The sequence below is a fragment of the Pseudomonas sp. AP3_22 TE3818 genome, assembly GCF_053628995.1.
Map to the genome: position 1 here is coordinate 5743780 of NZ_JBRJHL010000001.1, position 14452 is coordinate 5758231.

The 14452-nt window shown below is 62.2% G+C and carries 8 protein-coding genes; 2 read left to right on the forward strand and 6 right to left on the reverse strand.

The features are described from left to right. Positions 1-101: 101 nt before the first annotated feature. Together AB7M25_RS26205 and AB7M25_RS26210 are read right to left on the reverse strand one after the other, a co-directional pair. Positions 102-872 (reverse strand): tetratricopeptide repeat protein, encoded by a 771-nt coding sequence (locus AB7M25_RS26205; RefSeq protein ID WP_454238166.1) that lies wholly within the window; start codon positions 870-872, stop codon positions 102-104. Further along, positions 873-1553 carry a Fe2+-dependent dioxygenase gene (locus AB7M25_RS26210; RefSeq protein WP_429560317.1) on the reverse strand — a complete coding sequence of 227 codons (681 nt, stop codon included), beginning with the start codon at positions 1551-1553 and terminating at the stop codon, positions 873-875. 206 nt (positions 1554-1759) lie between these two features. Between AB7M25_RS26210 and AB7M25_RS26215 the strand changes: the two genes are divergently transcribed. Continuing rightward, positions 1760-4084 (forward strand): TonB-dependent receptor, encoded by a 2325-nt coding sequence (locus AB7M25_RS26215; protein ID WP_429518302.1) that lies wholly within the window; start codon positions 1760-1762, stop codon positions 4082-4084. A 258-nt stretch (positions 4085-4342) separates the two neighbouring features. Next, the gene (locus AB7M25_RS26220; RefSeq protein WP_454238167.1) at positions 4343-6871 is read left to right on the forward strand and encodes a PepSY domain-containing protein; all 2529 of its coding nucleotides are present in this window, start codon (positions 4343-4345) and stop codon (positions 6869-6871) included. A gap of 128 nt (positions 6872-6999) precedes the next feature. On the opposite strand, the gene AB7M25_RS26225 is transcribed toward AB7M25_RS26220, so the two are convergent. The 4 genes from AB7M25_RS26225 to ptsP form a co-directional block, all read right to left on the reverse strand. Next, positions 7000-8541, reverse strand: a complete 1542-nt coding sequence (locus AB7M25_RS26225; RefSeq protein ID WP_454238168.1) for an alkaline phosphatase D family protein — start codon at positions 8539-8541, stop codon at positions 7000-7002. Between the two features lie 176 nt (positions 8542-8717). After that, positions 8718-10457: a PTS fructose-like transporter subunit IIB gene (locus AB7M25_RS26230; protein ID WP_429384245.1), complete on the reverse strand. Its 1740-nt coding sequence runs from the start codon at positions 10455-10457 to the stop codon at positions 8718-8720. 11 nt (positions 10458-10468) lie between these two features. Then, positions 10469-11410, reverse strand: a complete 942-nt coding sequence (pfkB, locus tag AB7M25_RS26235; RefSeq protein WP_429518297.1) for a 1-phosphofructokinase — start codon at positions 11408-11410, stop codon at positions 10469-10471. After that, a complete protein-coding gene (gene ptsP, locus AB7M25_RS26240; RefSeq protein WP_454238169.1) occupies positions 11410-14271 on the reverse strand; it encodes a phosphoenolpyruvate--protein phosphotransferase in 2862 nt (953 codons plus the stop codon). Before ptsP ends, pfkB begins: the two co-directional genes overlap by 1 nt. Positions 14272-14452 lie beyond the last annotated feature (181 nt).

The following is a 14452-nucleotide window of genomic DNA, read 5'->3' on the forward strand; positions in this document are numbered from 1 at the left end:
ACCGGGTCCGCTCCACCTGGAAGTAGCATCCTGATCAGCGCGAGCGATGGCGCCCACAACGCCATTTCGCTCGCCCTGATGACAGCTGCAGTTCTCGGTATCTAGGCCACCTGCGCCTGATTGTGCAATTGTTCGGCACGCTGCTGAAAGCGCGAGGCCAATGCCCGCAGATCGGGGTGGGGCGCCTGCAGCAGTGCCTGGCCGCTCACCCGCAGGAAGTTAAGGTTGCCAGCTTCCAACGCCCGATGAAGCCATACCAGGGCCTCTTCGACTTTCCCGTCCTGCGCCAGAACAGCTGCATAACTGAACTGCCCGCGAAAATCCCCGCCCTCTGCAGAACGTCTATACCACTCGAAAGCGGCATCCGGGTCGGCCCGGCAAAATCGGCCCTCTTCCAGATAGCGCCCCAGCAGGTTCATCGACTTCGCATGGCCGAGGTCCGTCGCACGCCGGTACCAGCCCAGCGCCAGTGTCTGATTTTCGGCCACACCGCGCCCGGTGGCCAATAGATTGGCGAGGTTGTACATCGCCCAATCCAGCCCACCCTGCGCTGCAATCCGGTAATGCCGCGCCGCTATCAAGGCATCGGCAACACAACCCCAGCCATGCTCATGACAACGGCCGAGCATATTGCGTGACATCAGGTGCCCCTGGCGCGCGGCGATGCCAAACCAGCGCAACGCCAGCGGCTGGTCCTGCGCGATTCCCTGGCCGTCGAGCAGAATCTGCCCGAGCAAGGCCTGCGCCTCGACTTCACCTTCACGTGCGGCGATCAGGATGGCCTGCGCGGCGCGGGCCGGACTTTCGTCGAGCATGGAGCGCAGGCGCTCGCCGTCGAGCATTTCCTCGCGGCGTAAACGAAAATCCGCCACTTACACCTCGACCCAGCGACGCAACAGATTGTGATAGGTGCCGGTCAGGCGGATCAGCGATGGATGATCAGGGACATCGCGGGTCAGTTGCTGGATGGCCCCGTCCATCTCGAACAACAGGGCGCGCTGGCTGTCTTCGCGCACCAGGCTTTGCGTCCAGAAAAACGAGGCGAGTCGCGTTCCGCGCATCACCGCGTTGACCTTGTGCAGGCTGGTGCCGGGGTACAGCACCATGTCGCCGGCGGGCAGTTTCACGCGCTGCGTGCCGAAGGTGTCCTGGATTTCCAGCTCGCCGCCGTCGTAATCCTCGGGCTCGCTGAAGAACAGCGTGGCGGACAAATCCGTACGTACCCGCTCGGCGCTGCCTTTGGGCTGACGCACCGCGTTGTCGATATGGAAATCGAAACTGCCACCGGCGGTGTAACAGTTCACCAACGGAGGAAAGACTTTGTGCGGCAGTGCAGCCGACATGAACAGCGGATTCTTCCACAGCCGCTCCAGCATCGCCGCGCCGATCTCCTTGGCCAACGGGTGGCCTTCGGGCAGTTGCAAATTGTGCTTGGCCTTGGCCGACTGGAAGCCGGCGGTGATCTTGCCATCGGCCCAATCAGCCTGTTCCAGAGCCCCGCGAATGCGCTGCACCTCATCTTTCTCGAACAGGCCTGGAATGTGCAGCAACATGACAAGACACCTGAAAACAAAGGGATGGCAATGGTATTGATTCTTATTGCCCATGTAAAACCCCACAGACGAACGAGACAGCAAAAACCGTAAGGATAAATTGTAAAGAATGTAAATTCGGCGCGAATAGTAATATTTCGCAATTGATACAAATACGTGTTTACCCTATATTCCGCCGCCTCAAATCCTTGGGGAGGGGAATTCAAATGTCGCGTCAACAACCACTAGTACCGGTCAGTTCACCACGTCTGCTCGCATCGGCCATCGGCATGGCGATTACTGCCGGTTCTGCGGGCCACATGGTTTTCGCGGCGGAGAAAACCGACGGGAAAGCACCGGACAATGTGATTTCGCTGGGCGCCACCGCCATCACCGGCGAAGCCCAGGACGAGACAACCTACAACGTAGAGAAAGCCTCCTCACCCAAATACACCGCGCCGCTGATCGACACACCGCGCTCGGTGACCGTTGTTCCGCAACAAGTCTTGAAAGACACCGGCTCGCTCAACCTGCAGGACGCGCTGCGCACTGTTCCAGGCATCACCTTCGGTGCCGGTGAAGGCGGCAACCCGCAAGGCGACCGTCCATTCATCCGTGGCTTCGACGCCCAGGGCGACACCTATCTGGACGGCGTGCGCGATACCGGCTCCCAGAGCCGCGAGATCTTCGCCGTTGAATCGATTGAAGTCAGCAAAGGCCCGAACTCCGCGATCGGCGGCCGTGGCGCTGCGGGCGGCAGCATCAACCTGGTCAGCAAGAAAGCGCACCTGGGCGATTCGCTCGACGGTGGTTTCACCTGGGGTTCCGACCAGACCCAGCGCTACACCTTCGACGGCAACTACCAGTTCACCGACACCGCCGCTGGCCGTCTGAACCTGCTGAGCCACGAGAGCAACGTCGCCGGGCGTGACAGCGTCGACTACGACCGCTGGGGTGTTGCACCGTCCCTGGCCTTCGGCCTGGGTACGGACACTCGCGTCAACCTCGACTACTACCACCTCGAAAACAACGACACGCCGGATTCGGGCATTCCTTACTCCATCCCGACCGGAGGCTCGACTGCCCGTACCAAGGCCAATCCGGACAAGCCGAATGATGGCGGCGACAGCAGCAATTTCTATGGTCTGACCGACCGCGACTTCCGCAAGGGGCGCACCGACACCGCGACCTTCGCCATCGAGCACGACCTGAGCGACGCGCTGACCATCAAGAACACCCTGCGTCACGGCACCAGCATGCAGGATTACATCCTGACCCAGCCGGATGACAGTAAAGGCAACGTCAACAATGGCAGCGTCTGGCGCCGGGCAAACACCCGCGTGAGCAACACCGAGACCACCACCAACCAGACCGACCTGTTTGGTGACGTCTACATCGCCGGGTTCAAGAACAGCTTCTCCACCGGTGTCGAATACACCCACGAGGAAAGTGAAAAGTCCTCATACAACGTCAACACGGACACCACCCCGGGAACCGCCGCGGTAACCAACACCTGCTCGCCGGCCCTGATCGGCGCGCCAAGTGGCTACAACTGCACCTCGCTGTCCAACCCGACCCCGAATGATCCGTGGAGCGGCGCCATCTCGCGCAACTACGCCGGCACCGACACCAAGGCCGACACCTACGCACTGTATGTGTTCGACACCCTGACGTTGTCCGAGCAGTGGCTGGTGAACATGGGCCTGCGCTACGACCACTTCGACACCAGCTACAAAACCTTCAACGGTTCCAGCGTGACCACGTCCAAGGGCGATGACACCAGCGAATTCGTCACCGGTCAGTTCGGCGTGGTGTACAAACCAGCGGAAAACGGCAGCATCTATGCGTCCTACGCGACGTCTGCGACGCCACCGGGCAACACCCTGGGCGAAGGTTCGGAAGGCAACCCGTTGGGTGGCACGCCGGATCGCAACGGCAACCTGCTGAAAAGCGACATGGAGCCGGAAACCACCAAGAACTACGAAATCGGTACCAAGTGGGACCTGTTGAACGATCGTCTGTCCGTGACCGCCGATATCTTCCGCACCGAGAAAGACAACGCTCGTGTGCAGACCAACACCACCACCTACGAAAACGTCGGCAAAACCCGCGTTCAAGGTATCGAACTGTCGGCCAGCGGCAAGCTCACCGATAAATGGCAGGTCTTCGCTGGCTACGCCTACATGGACAGCGAGCAAGTCGATGGCGGCGACCTGCCGGCCAACAAAGCCAACGATGGCAACGAGCTGCCTAACACGCCGAAGAACAGCGCCAGCCTGTGGACGACCTATCAGGTCACGCCGAAGCTGACCATCGGCGGCGGTGCGTTCTATGTCGATGACGTGTTCGGCAACGTAGCCAACACCACCATGGTTGACTCCTACGTTCGTTACGACGCGATGGCAGCCTACAAGCTGAGCAAAAACGTCGACCTGCAACTGAACGTGCAGAACCTGACCGACGAAACCTACTACGACAAGGCGTTCTCGACTCACTTCGCCAACCAGGCGGCCGGTCGCACCGCGTTGCTGAGCACCAACTTCCACTTCTGATGGAAATTTGACTACGCAACCTCTTCTGTAGGAGCGAGCTCGCTCGCGATGGTCGTCAACGATGACGCGGTTAGCCTGAAACCCCACGTTGTTCTTGAGTGCATCGCGAGCAAGCTCGCTCCTACAGAGGTCGGTGTTGGCGCAGGCCCCGTTCATCCAGGTGAACGGGGCCTTTGTGCGTAAAAAGAATGCTTCTCGACAACCCCACGGCATAATGCGCGCCGTGCTGAATCAATTTGAACGAACAAGGCGAGCGACGTGTTGAAGAAAACCCTGTTCCAGTTGCACTGGTTTTTCGGCATCAGCGCCGGGCTGGTCCTGGCCCTGATGGGCATCACCGGGGCGATGGTGTCGTTTCAGGATGAAATCCTGAGCACACTCAACCCTTCTGTGTTGCAGGTTGAAAAACAGCTCGCCGGTGTGCTGCCGCCTGCCGAACTGGTGGAGCACATCGAAGCCGCTTCGGGCAAAAAAGTCTCGATGCTCACCGTGGAAACCGACAGTGGCAACGCCGCCAAAGTGTGGTTCACCCCGCCGCCGGGCGAACGCCGTGGCGAGATGCGCTACTTCGATCCGTACACGGCAGAGTTCCTCGGCGACGCCGCCGGCCAGGATTTCTTCGGCCTGATGCTGCAACTGCACCGCTTCCTCGCCATGGGCGACACGGGTCGGCAGATCACCGGCGCGTGCACATTGATCCTGGTGTTCTTCTGCCTGTCCGGCCTGTACCTGCGCTGGCCGCGCCAGTGGAGAAGCTGGCGCGCCTGGCTGACCCTGGACTGGAAGAAAAAGGGTCGCAGCTTCAACTGGGACCTGCACTCGGTGGCCGGCACCTGGTGCCTGGTGTTTTACCTCCTGGCAGCGCTGACCGGGTTGTCCTGGTCCTACGAGTGGTACAACAAGGGTCTGACCCGGTTGCTCTCCGACTCACCACAGAACGAACGCGTTCGCGGCGGACGTGGCCCTGCGCCGCAAGGTACGGCACCAACAGCCGATTACGCGGCGATGTGGAGCAGCATCTACAGCGCGGCCGGCCCGCAACTCAGTTCCTATAACGTGCGCATGCCGCCAGTGGCCGGCCAGCCGGCGACCGTTTATTTCCTGCTGAAAACTTCGCCCCACGACCGGGCGCTGAACCAGATCACCCTCGACCCGGCAACCGGCGTGGTCAAACGCGTTGACCGCTACAGCGACAAGAGCCTCAAGGCGCAACTGCTGACCAGCATCTATGCACTGCACGTCGGCAGTTACTTCGGCATCGTCGGGCGCATCATCCTGACCCTCACTGCGCTGAGCATGCCGCTGTTCTTCGTCACCGGCTGGATGCTGTACCTGGATCGTCGGCGCAAAAAACGCCAGATCAAAGATGCGCGCAAAGATCTCGTGCAAGCCGGCAGCGATGCTCCGACGTGGCTGATCGGCTTCGCCAGCCAAAGTGGTTTTGCCGAGCAGTTGGCGTGGCAATCCGCCGCTCAATTGCAGGCCGCAGGGTTGCCGGTAAAAGTGCAGCCGTTGGCCGACGTCAGCGAGCAGGACCTGCATGAATCGAATAATGTCTTGTTCGTCGTCAGCACCTTCGGTGACGGCGAAGCACCGGACAGCGCACGAGGTTTCGAACGCAAGGTCCTGGGCCGGACACCGAGCCTGGGACGCATGAATTACGCCGTCCTTGGACTGGGCGACCGGCAGTATCAACACTTCTGCGGTTTCGCCAAACGCCTGCACGCTTGGTTGGGCGAACATGGCGCAAAGACCTTGTTCGCCCCGGTAGAGGTCGACAGCGGTGACCCTTACGCCTTGCGTCACTGGCAACAGCAACTGGGCCAGTTGACCGGCCAGGCCCCCGTGGATACCTGGCAAGCGCCCAGCTACGACAACTGGACCCTGCTGCGTCGTGAATTGCTCAACCCGGACAGCAATGGTTCGCCGGTGTACTTGTTAGGTCTTAAACCTCCTTCCACCAGCAGCTGGCTGGCGGGCGACCTGGTGGAAGTGCTGCCGCGCAATTGCCCATGGGCCATCGAGCACTTCCTCGACGGCCTGGGGATTCACGGTGAGACCAAGGTGCAGCTCAACGGCCTGGAGGAATCCCTCGAACAGGCCCTGGCCAGCCGCCAGCTGCCGCAGAACCGTGCCCACCTGGTCGGCCTGCACGCGCAGGCGCTGGCAGAGGCCCTCGTGCCGCTGGCCATGCGCGAGTATTCCATTGCGTCGATCCCGGCCGATGGCGTGCTGGAATTGATCGTGCGCCAGGAAGTGCATGCCGACGGCAACCTCGGCGTAGGTTCCGGCTGGTTGACCGAACACGCGCCGGTGGGCAGTTCCATCAGCCTGCGCGTGCGACGCAACAGTGGTTTCCATCTGCCGGCTCAACCGGTGCCGATGATCCTGCTGGGCAATGGCACAGGTCTGGCCGGGTTGCGCAGCCTGCTCAAGGCACGGATTGCCGAGGGTCAGCAACGTCACTGGCTGCTGTTTGGCGAGCGCAATCGCGAACACGATTACCTGTGCCGTGACGAGTTGGAAGAATGGTTGATTGCCGGGGACATCGAACGCCTCGACCTGGCGTTTTCCCGCGACCAGGCCGAAAAGATTTACGTACAGGATCGCCTGCGTGAATCGGCGGCCGAGCTCAAGAAATGGCTGGCGGACGGTGCAGTGATCTACATCTGCGGCAGCCTTCAAGGCATGGCTTCGGGTGTGGACCAGGTGCTCAACGAAGTGTTGGGAGCCGCCGAAGTGGAGCGCCTGATCGAACAGGGCCGCTACCGCCGCGACGTTTACTGACCCCCTGAGCCCCTGTAGGAGCGAGCGCGCCCGCGATGGTCGTTAACGATGACGCGTTCATACAGGATGAGCGCGTTATCCTCAGGTTCATCGCGAGCAAGCTTGCTCCTACAGGTATCCGGTGCCAGTCAGGCTGGCTGCAACTTCTGCTCGAACACCGACACCCCATCCAGATCGCGCAACACCACGCTCAACTCTCCGCTCTGCCCATCGATGTTCACCTCGCCAAAAAACTGAAACCCGCCAAACGGCGAGAGGTTCTGCGCCGGTGGGGCCTTTTCGAACACCGCTTCAGGACCAAAGGTTTTATCCAGCGGATTCGGTCCGTAGCTGCCGGCATTCAAAGGCCCGGCGACGAACTCCCAGAACGGTTCGAAATCCTGAAACGCCGCCCGATCCGGATGGTAATGATGGGCCGCGCAGTAATGCACATCCGCAGTCAGGAACAGGAAATTGCGCACCTGCTGCGCCCGCAGAAAACCGAGCAATTCGGCGATTTCCAGTTCGCGCCCCTGGGCCGGGCCGGGGTCACCGTTGGCCACCGCGTCCCACCGCGTGACACCGGGGCTGACTTCGCCGTCCCCTTCGCCGAGGCCGATGGGCATGTCGGCGGCGATCACTTTCCATTGCGCATTCGAGGCCTGCATTTCGCGCTTGAGCCAGTCCAGTTGCTCACGACCGAGGAATGGCTTGGCCTCGCCCAGATTGTCGTCATTGGCCCCGCGATAGCTGCGCATGTCCACCACGAACACATCGAGCATGGGCCCGTAACCGAGCTTGCGGTAGATGCGCCCGCCGCCATCGGCGCTCTGCCAGCGCATCGGCGCATATTCGAGCCAGGCCTGGCGTGCGCGGTCCACCAGGCTGTGGATATCTTTGCTCTGGTAACGCGCACCCAGCTGCTTGCCGGGCGACCAGTTGTCCACCACTTCGTGGTCGTCCCACTGCCAGATCTGCGGGACCTCGGCGTTGAAGCGACGGATGTTTTCGTCCATCAGGTTGTAGCGGTAATTACCACGGTACTCATCGAGAGTCTCGGCGCTTTTGCTCTTGGCCTCGGTGGTGATGTTACGCCATACCCGGCCGCCTTCTGTGGTGAGCTGCGCCCGGATCGGGATATCGGCGTAAATGATGTCGCCGCTGTGGATAAAGAAGTCCGGCAGCCGCCGGCGCATCGCCTCGTAGATGCGCATGCCGCCAAAGTCCGGGTTGATGCCGAAGCCCTGGCCGGCGGAGTCGCCGCTCCAGACAAAACGGATGTCGCGCCGGGTCTGCGGCACGCTGCGCAAGTGACCGAACCAGGGCTCGCTGGCGACGCCGCTCTGGGCGTCTTCAAACTGCACGCGATAGAAAATCGCCTGGTCGGCGGGCAGCCCGGTGAGCTCGACCCGGGCGGTGAAATCGGTGCGCGCATCGGCCAGGGGCGAGACGAATCGCCGAGGGTTGGGAAACAGGCTGCGGGTGTCCCACTCCACCACCATCCGTGCGGGGCGGTCGCAGCGGCTCCAGATGATCGCCCGGTCGCCCAGCAGGTCGCCGGACTGCACGCCGTCGGTGAGCTGCGGCCGATCCTTGACCGAAGCGATCACCGCCGGCGCCAGCCCCGGCAGCAGCAATCCGACACCGACCGCTTGCATGACACGACGGCGCCCGAGGTTGAAATCGCTCATGGTGCTCCCCCCTTCAGTGGAAAACCAAAGCATGGCTGGATGACTCGGGGATGACACAAAAACTGCCAACATCATAGATCCCTGTGGGAGCGAGCTTGCTCGCGATAGCGGTCTCACATTCAACATTTATGTCGACTGAAACACTGCAATCGCGAGCAAGCTCGCTCCCACAGGGGTCAGGCGGTGACCGGTTCTACCACCAGTTCCACCGTTTCCGGCCGTTTGACCAGCGCATACACCACCGCCGTCAACAGACTCCCCGCGACGATCGCCAGCAGATACAACAGTGCATGGTTGATCGCATTCGGAATCGCCAGCACGAATAAACCGCCGTGGGGCGCCATCAATTTACAGCCGAAATACATCGACAGCGCACCGGTCAGCGCGCCGCCAGCGATGCTCGCCGGAATCACCCGCAACGGATCTTTCGCCGCAAACGGAATCGCCCCTTCGGAGATAAAGCATAGCCCCAGAACCAGCGCCGCTTTACCGGCTTCGCGTTCAGTCTGCGCAAATTTTCGTCGGGCAATGAACGTGGCGATGCCCAGGCCAATCGGCGGCACCATACCAGCGGCCATGGTCGCCGCCATCGGCGCGTAACTCTGCGAGGCCAGCAAGCCGACCGAGAAGGCATAGGCCGCTTTATTGATCGGCCCGCCGAGGTCGACACACATCATGCCGCCCAGCAGTACACCGAGCAGGATCGCGTTGGTGGTGCCCATGCTGTCGAGGAAATGCGTGAGGCCGGCAAGCATCCCGGCCACCGGTTTGCCGACCACGTAGATCATCACCAGACCGGTGAACAGACTCGCCAGCAACGGAATGATCAGGATCGGTTTCAGCGCCTCAAGGCTCTGGGGCAAACGCGCGTATTTATTGATCGCCCTGGCCGCATAACCGGCGAGGAAACCGGCAACGATACCGCCAATGAAACCGGCACCCAGGGTGCTCGCCAGCAGACCGCCGATCATCCCCGGTGCGAGGCCCGGACGGTCGGCGATGGAATAGGCGATATAGCCTGCCAGCAGCGGCACCATCAGCTTGAACGCCGTGTCACCGCCGATCTGCATCAACGCTGCCGCCAGCGTGCCCTCTTCCTTGAACGCGGTGATGCCGAACACGAACGACAAGGCGATCAGCAAGCCGCCGGCGACCACCATCGGCAACATGAACGACACGCCGGTCAACAAGTGTTTATAGACGCCCGTCTTCTCCTGTTTGGCCGTTGTTTGGGCAGCGTTCGCTGCACTTTCCTGCTGCCCTTCGGCCAAGGCTTTTTTCAAGGTTGCTTCGGCTTGCTTGAGGGCAATGCCGGTGCCACAGCGAAAGATTTTCTTGCCGGCGAAACGCTCGGTGGCGACTTCGATATCGGCCGCCAACAGCACCACATCGGCCTCGGCAATCGCCGTTGCGCTCAGTGGATTGCGCGCACCGACCGAGCCTTGGGTTTCCACCTGCAAGTCATAGCCCAGGCGTTTGGCCGCTTGCTGCAAAGCCTCGGCGGCCATGAACGTGTGAGCGACGCCCGTCGGGCATGCGGTAACGGCCACCAGTCGTGGCGCGTGTCGGGCTACAGCCACTGGCTCGATGACCGCTTCGGAAGCGGCGTAAACCTGTGCTTCCTGCGCACCACGTCGCAGCACGGCTTCCACGTCTTGCAGGGCCTGGGCCGGGGTGCTCTGGAACACTCGCTTGCCGACAAACCGCGCCATGTCCACGGGCGCGCCGGTCACCAGCAGCACCCACTCGGCCGCGTCGAGGGTGGCCGCCGACAATTGCTTTTCCGGATGCGCGGCATCGGTGATTTCGACACTGGTGCTCCAGCCCTGACGCTGGGCCGCGGCATCCAGCAGCCGGGCACACAGCACACTGGTGACCATGCCGTTCGGGCAGGCCGTAATGATGGCTAACTTCATGACAAACCCTCTTATTGTTCTGTCAGGGGACGCACGCGCACACCCTGTTCGAGCTGCGCCAGTTGCGCTGCATCGCCAATGCCGAATCCGATCTGGGTCACTGCCATCGCGGCAATCGCCGTGGCAGTGCGCAAGGTTTGCTCCGGCGTATCGGCGCTGAGCAAGCCGTGGAGCATCCCCGCCAGTAATGAATCACCCGCGCCCACCGTGCTGGCGACACTGACCCTGGGTGGCGTGGCATGCAGCGCCGAACCGACGCTGAACCAGTTCACGCCTTCGGCGCCGTGGGAAATCACCACATGCTCGATGCCTTGGGCGTGCAAACGCTCCGCCGCCAAGGCCTGCGCACTGTTCGACACGACCTCGCAGTCCAGCACCTCGGCCAACTCTTCGGCGTTGGGCTTGATCAGCCAGGGTCCCGCTTTGAGCGCTGCACGCAACGCATCGCCGCTGGTGTCGAGGGCAACGTTCAGACCCAGCGTCTTCAAGCGCAAAATCAGCGCCTGCAACCACTGCGCGTTGACGCCCAACGGCAAGCTTCCGGCGACTACCACCGCATCGTGACCCGGGGCAATCTGTTCCAGTCGATCCATCAAGGCCTGCTGCGCCGCTTCGCTCACCTGCGGCCCCGGTCCGTTGATGTCGGTGATGCGTCCGTCGCTTTCCGCCAGCTTGATATTGCTGCGGGTTTCACCGGGAACGCGGACGAAGGCGTCGACAAAACCGCGTTTGGCAAACAGCGTTTCAAACGCTTGCAGGTTGTCTTCGCCAAGGAAACCACTGACGGTCAACTGATGCCCGAGGTCGGCCAGCACTTGCGCCACGTTCACACCTTTACCGGCGGCGTGGGTGTGCATGGCATCGCTGCGATTGACCTGACCGGCTTCAAGGCGCGGCAACTGGACGGTCAGGTCCAGCGCCGGGTTGAGGGTCAGGGTGAGAATCCGTGCCATTACAGGGCCTCCACGAGTGCGCGCACTTCATTCGCGCTGCCCACGGCCAAGGCCTGTCGGGCAAGGGTTTGAGTCTGAGTGAAGCTTAGTTCGCGAATCCGCGCCTTGACCTCGGCAATACTGCGCGCACCGACACTGAGTTCATCCACTCCGAGGCCGACCAGTACCGGCACCGCCAGCGGGTCGGCTGCCAGCTCGCCGCACACGCCGACCCATTTGCCGTGGGCATGGGCCGCGCGCACGGTGATGTCGATCAGTTGCAGCACCGCCGGGTGCAAGCCATCGGCCTGGGCCGACAGCGTCGGATGGCCACGGTCGATGGCAAGCGTGTATTGCGTCAAGTCGTTGGTACCGACGCTGAAAAAGTCGACCTCCTTGGCCAGCACTGGCGCCAGCAATGCCGCCGACGGTACTTCGATCATAATCCCCAGTTGCAGGTCGGCAACCGGGATTTCCTGGCGCAGACGTTCGGTCATGTCACGGGCCTGGCGCCATTCATCAACGCTGCCGACCATCGGGAACATGATCCGCAGCGGACGGTTGTCGGCGGCCCTCAGCAAGGCACGCAGTTGCGCCTCCATGATCTGCGGACGCTGCAAGGTCAGGCGAATGCCGCGCACGCCGAGGAACGGGTTTTCTTCCTTCGCAATCGGCCAGTACGGCAGCGGTTTGTCGCCACCGACATCGAGGGTACGCACCACCAGCGGCCGCCCGGCCAAGCCGTCGAGGACACGGCGGTACTCGGCTTCCTGGGTCGCCTCGTCGGGCGCTTGCGGGTGGGCCATGAAAATCAGTTCGGTGCGCAACAGGCCGATACCTTCGGCACCCTGCTCCACCGCACTGGTGACGCCGGCACTTTCGCCGATATTGGCGAACACTTCGACGGCATGGCCGTCGGTGGTCAGTGCCGGCTGGTGGCGTTGCTCGGCGGCTGCCTTCAAGCGCTGCTCGCGGGTATCGCGTTCGGCCGTGGCACGCTGCAAGGTCATCGCGTCAGCGTCCACATGCAGACGCCCACGCTGGCCATCGAGCAGCAATGGCGTACCCGGCGCCAACAGCAACACGCCGGGGCCGGCGCCGACCAATGCCGGAATGCCCAGGGCCCGGGCGACAATCGCACTGTGCGCCGTAGCGCCGCCCCGTGCGGTGAGAATTCCGGCCACGCGAGCCGGGTCGAGACGCGCAACGTCGGACGGGCCGACCTCGTCCATCACCAGAATGTACGGCTGATCCGGTTCACTCGGGGTTTCGATACCACTGAGTTGCAGCAAAACCCGACGCCCAATGTCGCGCAAGTCGGCAGCGCGCTCGGCGAGCAAGGCATCCTGCAACGTTTCCTGCTGCCGGGCCGCCGCTTCAATCACGACCATCCACGCGGCCTCCGCGCTTTCGCCCTGCTTGAGGCGCGTATCGACCTCATCGGTCAGTTCCGGGTCGTCGAGCATCTCCTGGTGGGTGATGAAGATTTCGCGAATGGCTTTGCTTTTGCTGCGCTCGATCAATCCCTGGATGTCCCGGCGCACCTGCGCCAGCGCGTGCTGGAGACGTTCACGCTCGATGGCGGCGGACTCACCGCGCAATGGGTAATCGACGGTTTGCAGGACTTGAATATGCGCCGGACCGATGGCGATGCCCGGTGCGGCGGCAATGGCCTGGACCACACTGCCGGATAGCGGGGCGAGGATCACTTCGGCCATCTCGGCAACGACTTCCCGTGCCTGGCTGACTGGCGGCAGCGGCTCGACTTCTTCACCGAGGCCTTCTTCGATGGCGGCCAACAGGGCCGGCAACGCATCCGCCGCGATGCCCGGTTCGGCGATGAATTCCAGGACCTGCCCGCGACGGGCGCCGAGGCTGAGCAGCTTGCTCAGGCTCTTCACCGACACCGCGCTGTCGTGGCCATCGACGATCCGCACGCGGATCTCACCCTCAAAACTTTTCGCCAGTTGCGCGAGGATCTTCGCCGGCCGCGCATGCAAACCGTGGGCATTGGCCAAGGCAATGCGCGCACTGGGCCAGTCGGCGGGCACTTCACCACCGAGCACTTCGAGGACTTTGCGGCTGCTGGTGGCGCGCCCCAATTCATGGCCACGTCCTTCGATCAACAACGCGCACAGACGCTCGAGCAGTGCTTGATGGGCCTCACCGAGGCTCGCCAGGCAGAACAGTCCATTAAGTGGCTGCCCGAGATAGCGCAGCGGTTTGTCCGGGGTGACGAAGGCCAGGCCGGGGCGCTTCACCGTTTGCTCGCTGTGCAGCCACCACAGGCCATCGCCCAACGGCAGCGCTTCAACCTGTTGCAGCACGGCGGAGAAACCATTGCTCACGCAGTCGGCCTGCCGCAGCAAACGTGCGCCGCGCCAGACCAGTTCTTCGAAATCTTCGGCCGCCACACCGAGACCGATCATCTGCGCATCCAGCGCCAGCTCCTGCGGCGCGCCTTGCAGCAATTTCAGCAGCGCTTCAGCGGAACCGGCGCGACGCAGGGCCTGGCCCAGATCCGTCTCACCGAGGGCGCGGGTGAGCAATTGCAACAGACGCAGATGCTCATCGGATTTGGCGGCGATACCGATCGCCAGGTAAACGATATGACCGTCGCCCCAGTCCACACCCTCAGGGAACTGCATCAGGCGCACACCCGTGGTGAACACCAGGTCGCGGGTTTCAGGGGTACCGTGGGGGATGGCAATACCTTGACCGAGAAAGGTCGAGCCCTGGGCCTCCCGCGCCTGCAAACCGGCCAGATAGCCCTCGGCAACCAGGCCGTCGGCGACCAGATGCCGGGCCAGCAATTGCAGCGCCGCGGACTTGTCCACGGCCGACTGGCCCATGGAAATCTGCTCTACTGTGAGCTCGAGCATGCTTTCTCCTTTTTGGCGCCTTGTGGTGCCAGGTATTGTTTTGAATGAATCAGCTCAGGCGCGTGGTCGTCACTTTTGGCGGTTTTACGGCAGAACCGGCCAAAGGCGCCTTTAACGTAGAAAATACGCTTGCTGAAACGTTTAATCTAGAATGAATGGCACGTTACTCGATAATGTCCCA

Bases quoted from the DNA above. Each gene is read 5' to 3' on its own strand.
- AB7M25_RS26210 (WP_429560317.1), bottom strand. From the start codon at position 1,553: ATGTTGCTGCACATTCCAGGCCTGTTCGAGAAAGATGAGGTGCAGCGC.
- AB7M25_RS26215 (WP_429518302.1), top strand. From the start codon at position 1,760: ATGTCGCGTCAACAACCACTAGTACCGGTCAGTTCACCACGTCTGCTC.
- AB7M25_RS26225 (WP_454238168.1), bottom strand. From the start codon at position 8,541: ATGAGCGATTTCAACCTCGGGCGCCGTCGTGTCATGCAAGCGGTCGGT.
- AB7M25_RS26230 (WP_429384245.1), bottom strand. From the start codon at position 10,457: ATGAAGTTAGCCATCATTACGGCCTGCCCGAACGGCATGGTCACCAGT.
- pfkB (WP_429518297.1), bottom strand. From the start codon at position 11,410: ATGGCACGGATTCTCACCCTGACCCTCAACCCGGCGCTGGACCTGACC.
- ptsP (WP_454238169.1), bottom strand. From the start codon at position 14,271: ATGCTCGAGCTCACAGTAGAGCAGATTTCCATGGGCCAGTCGGCCGTG.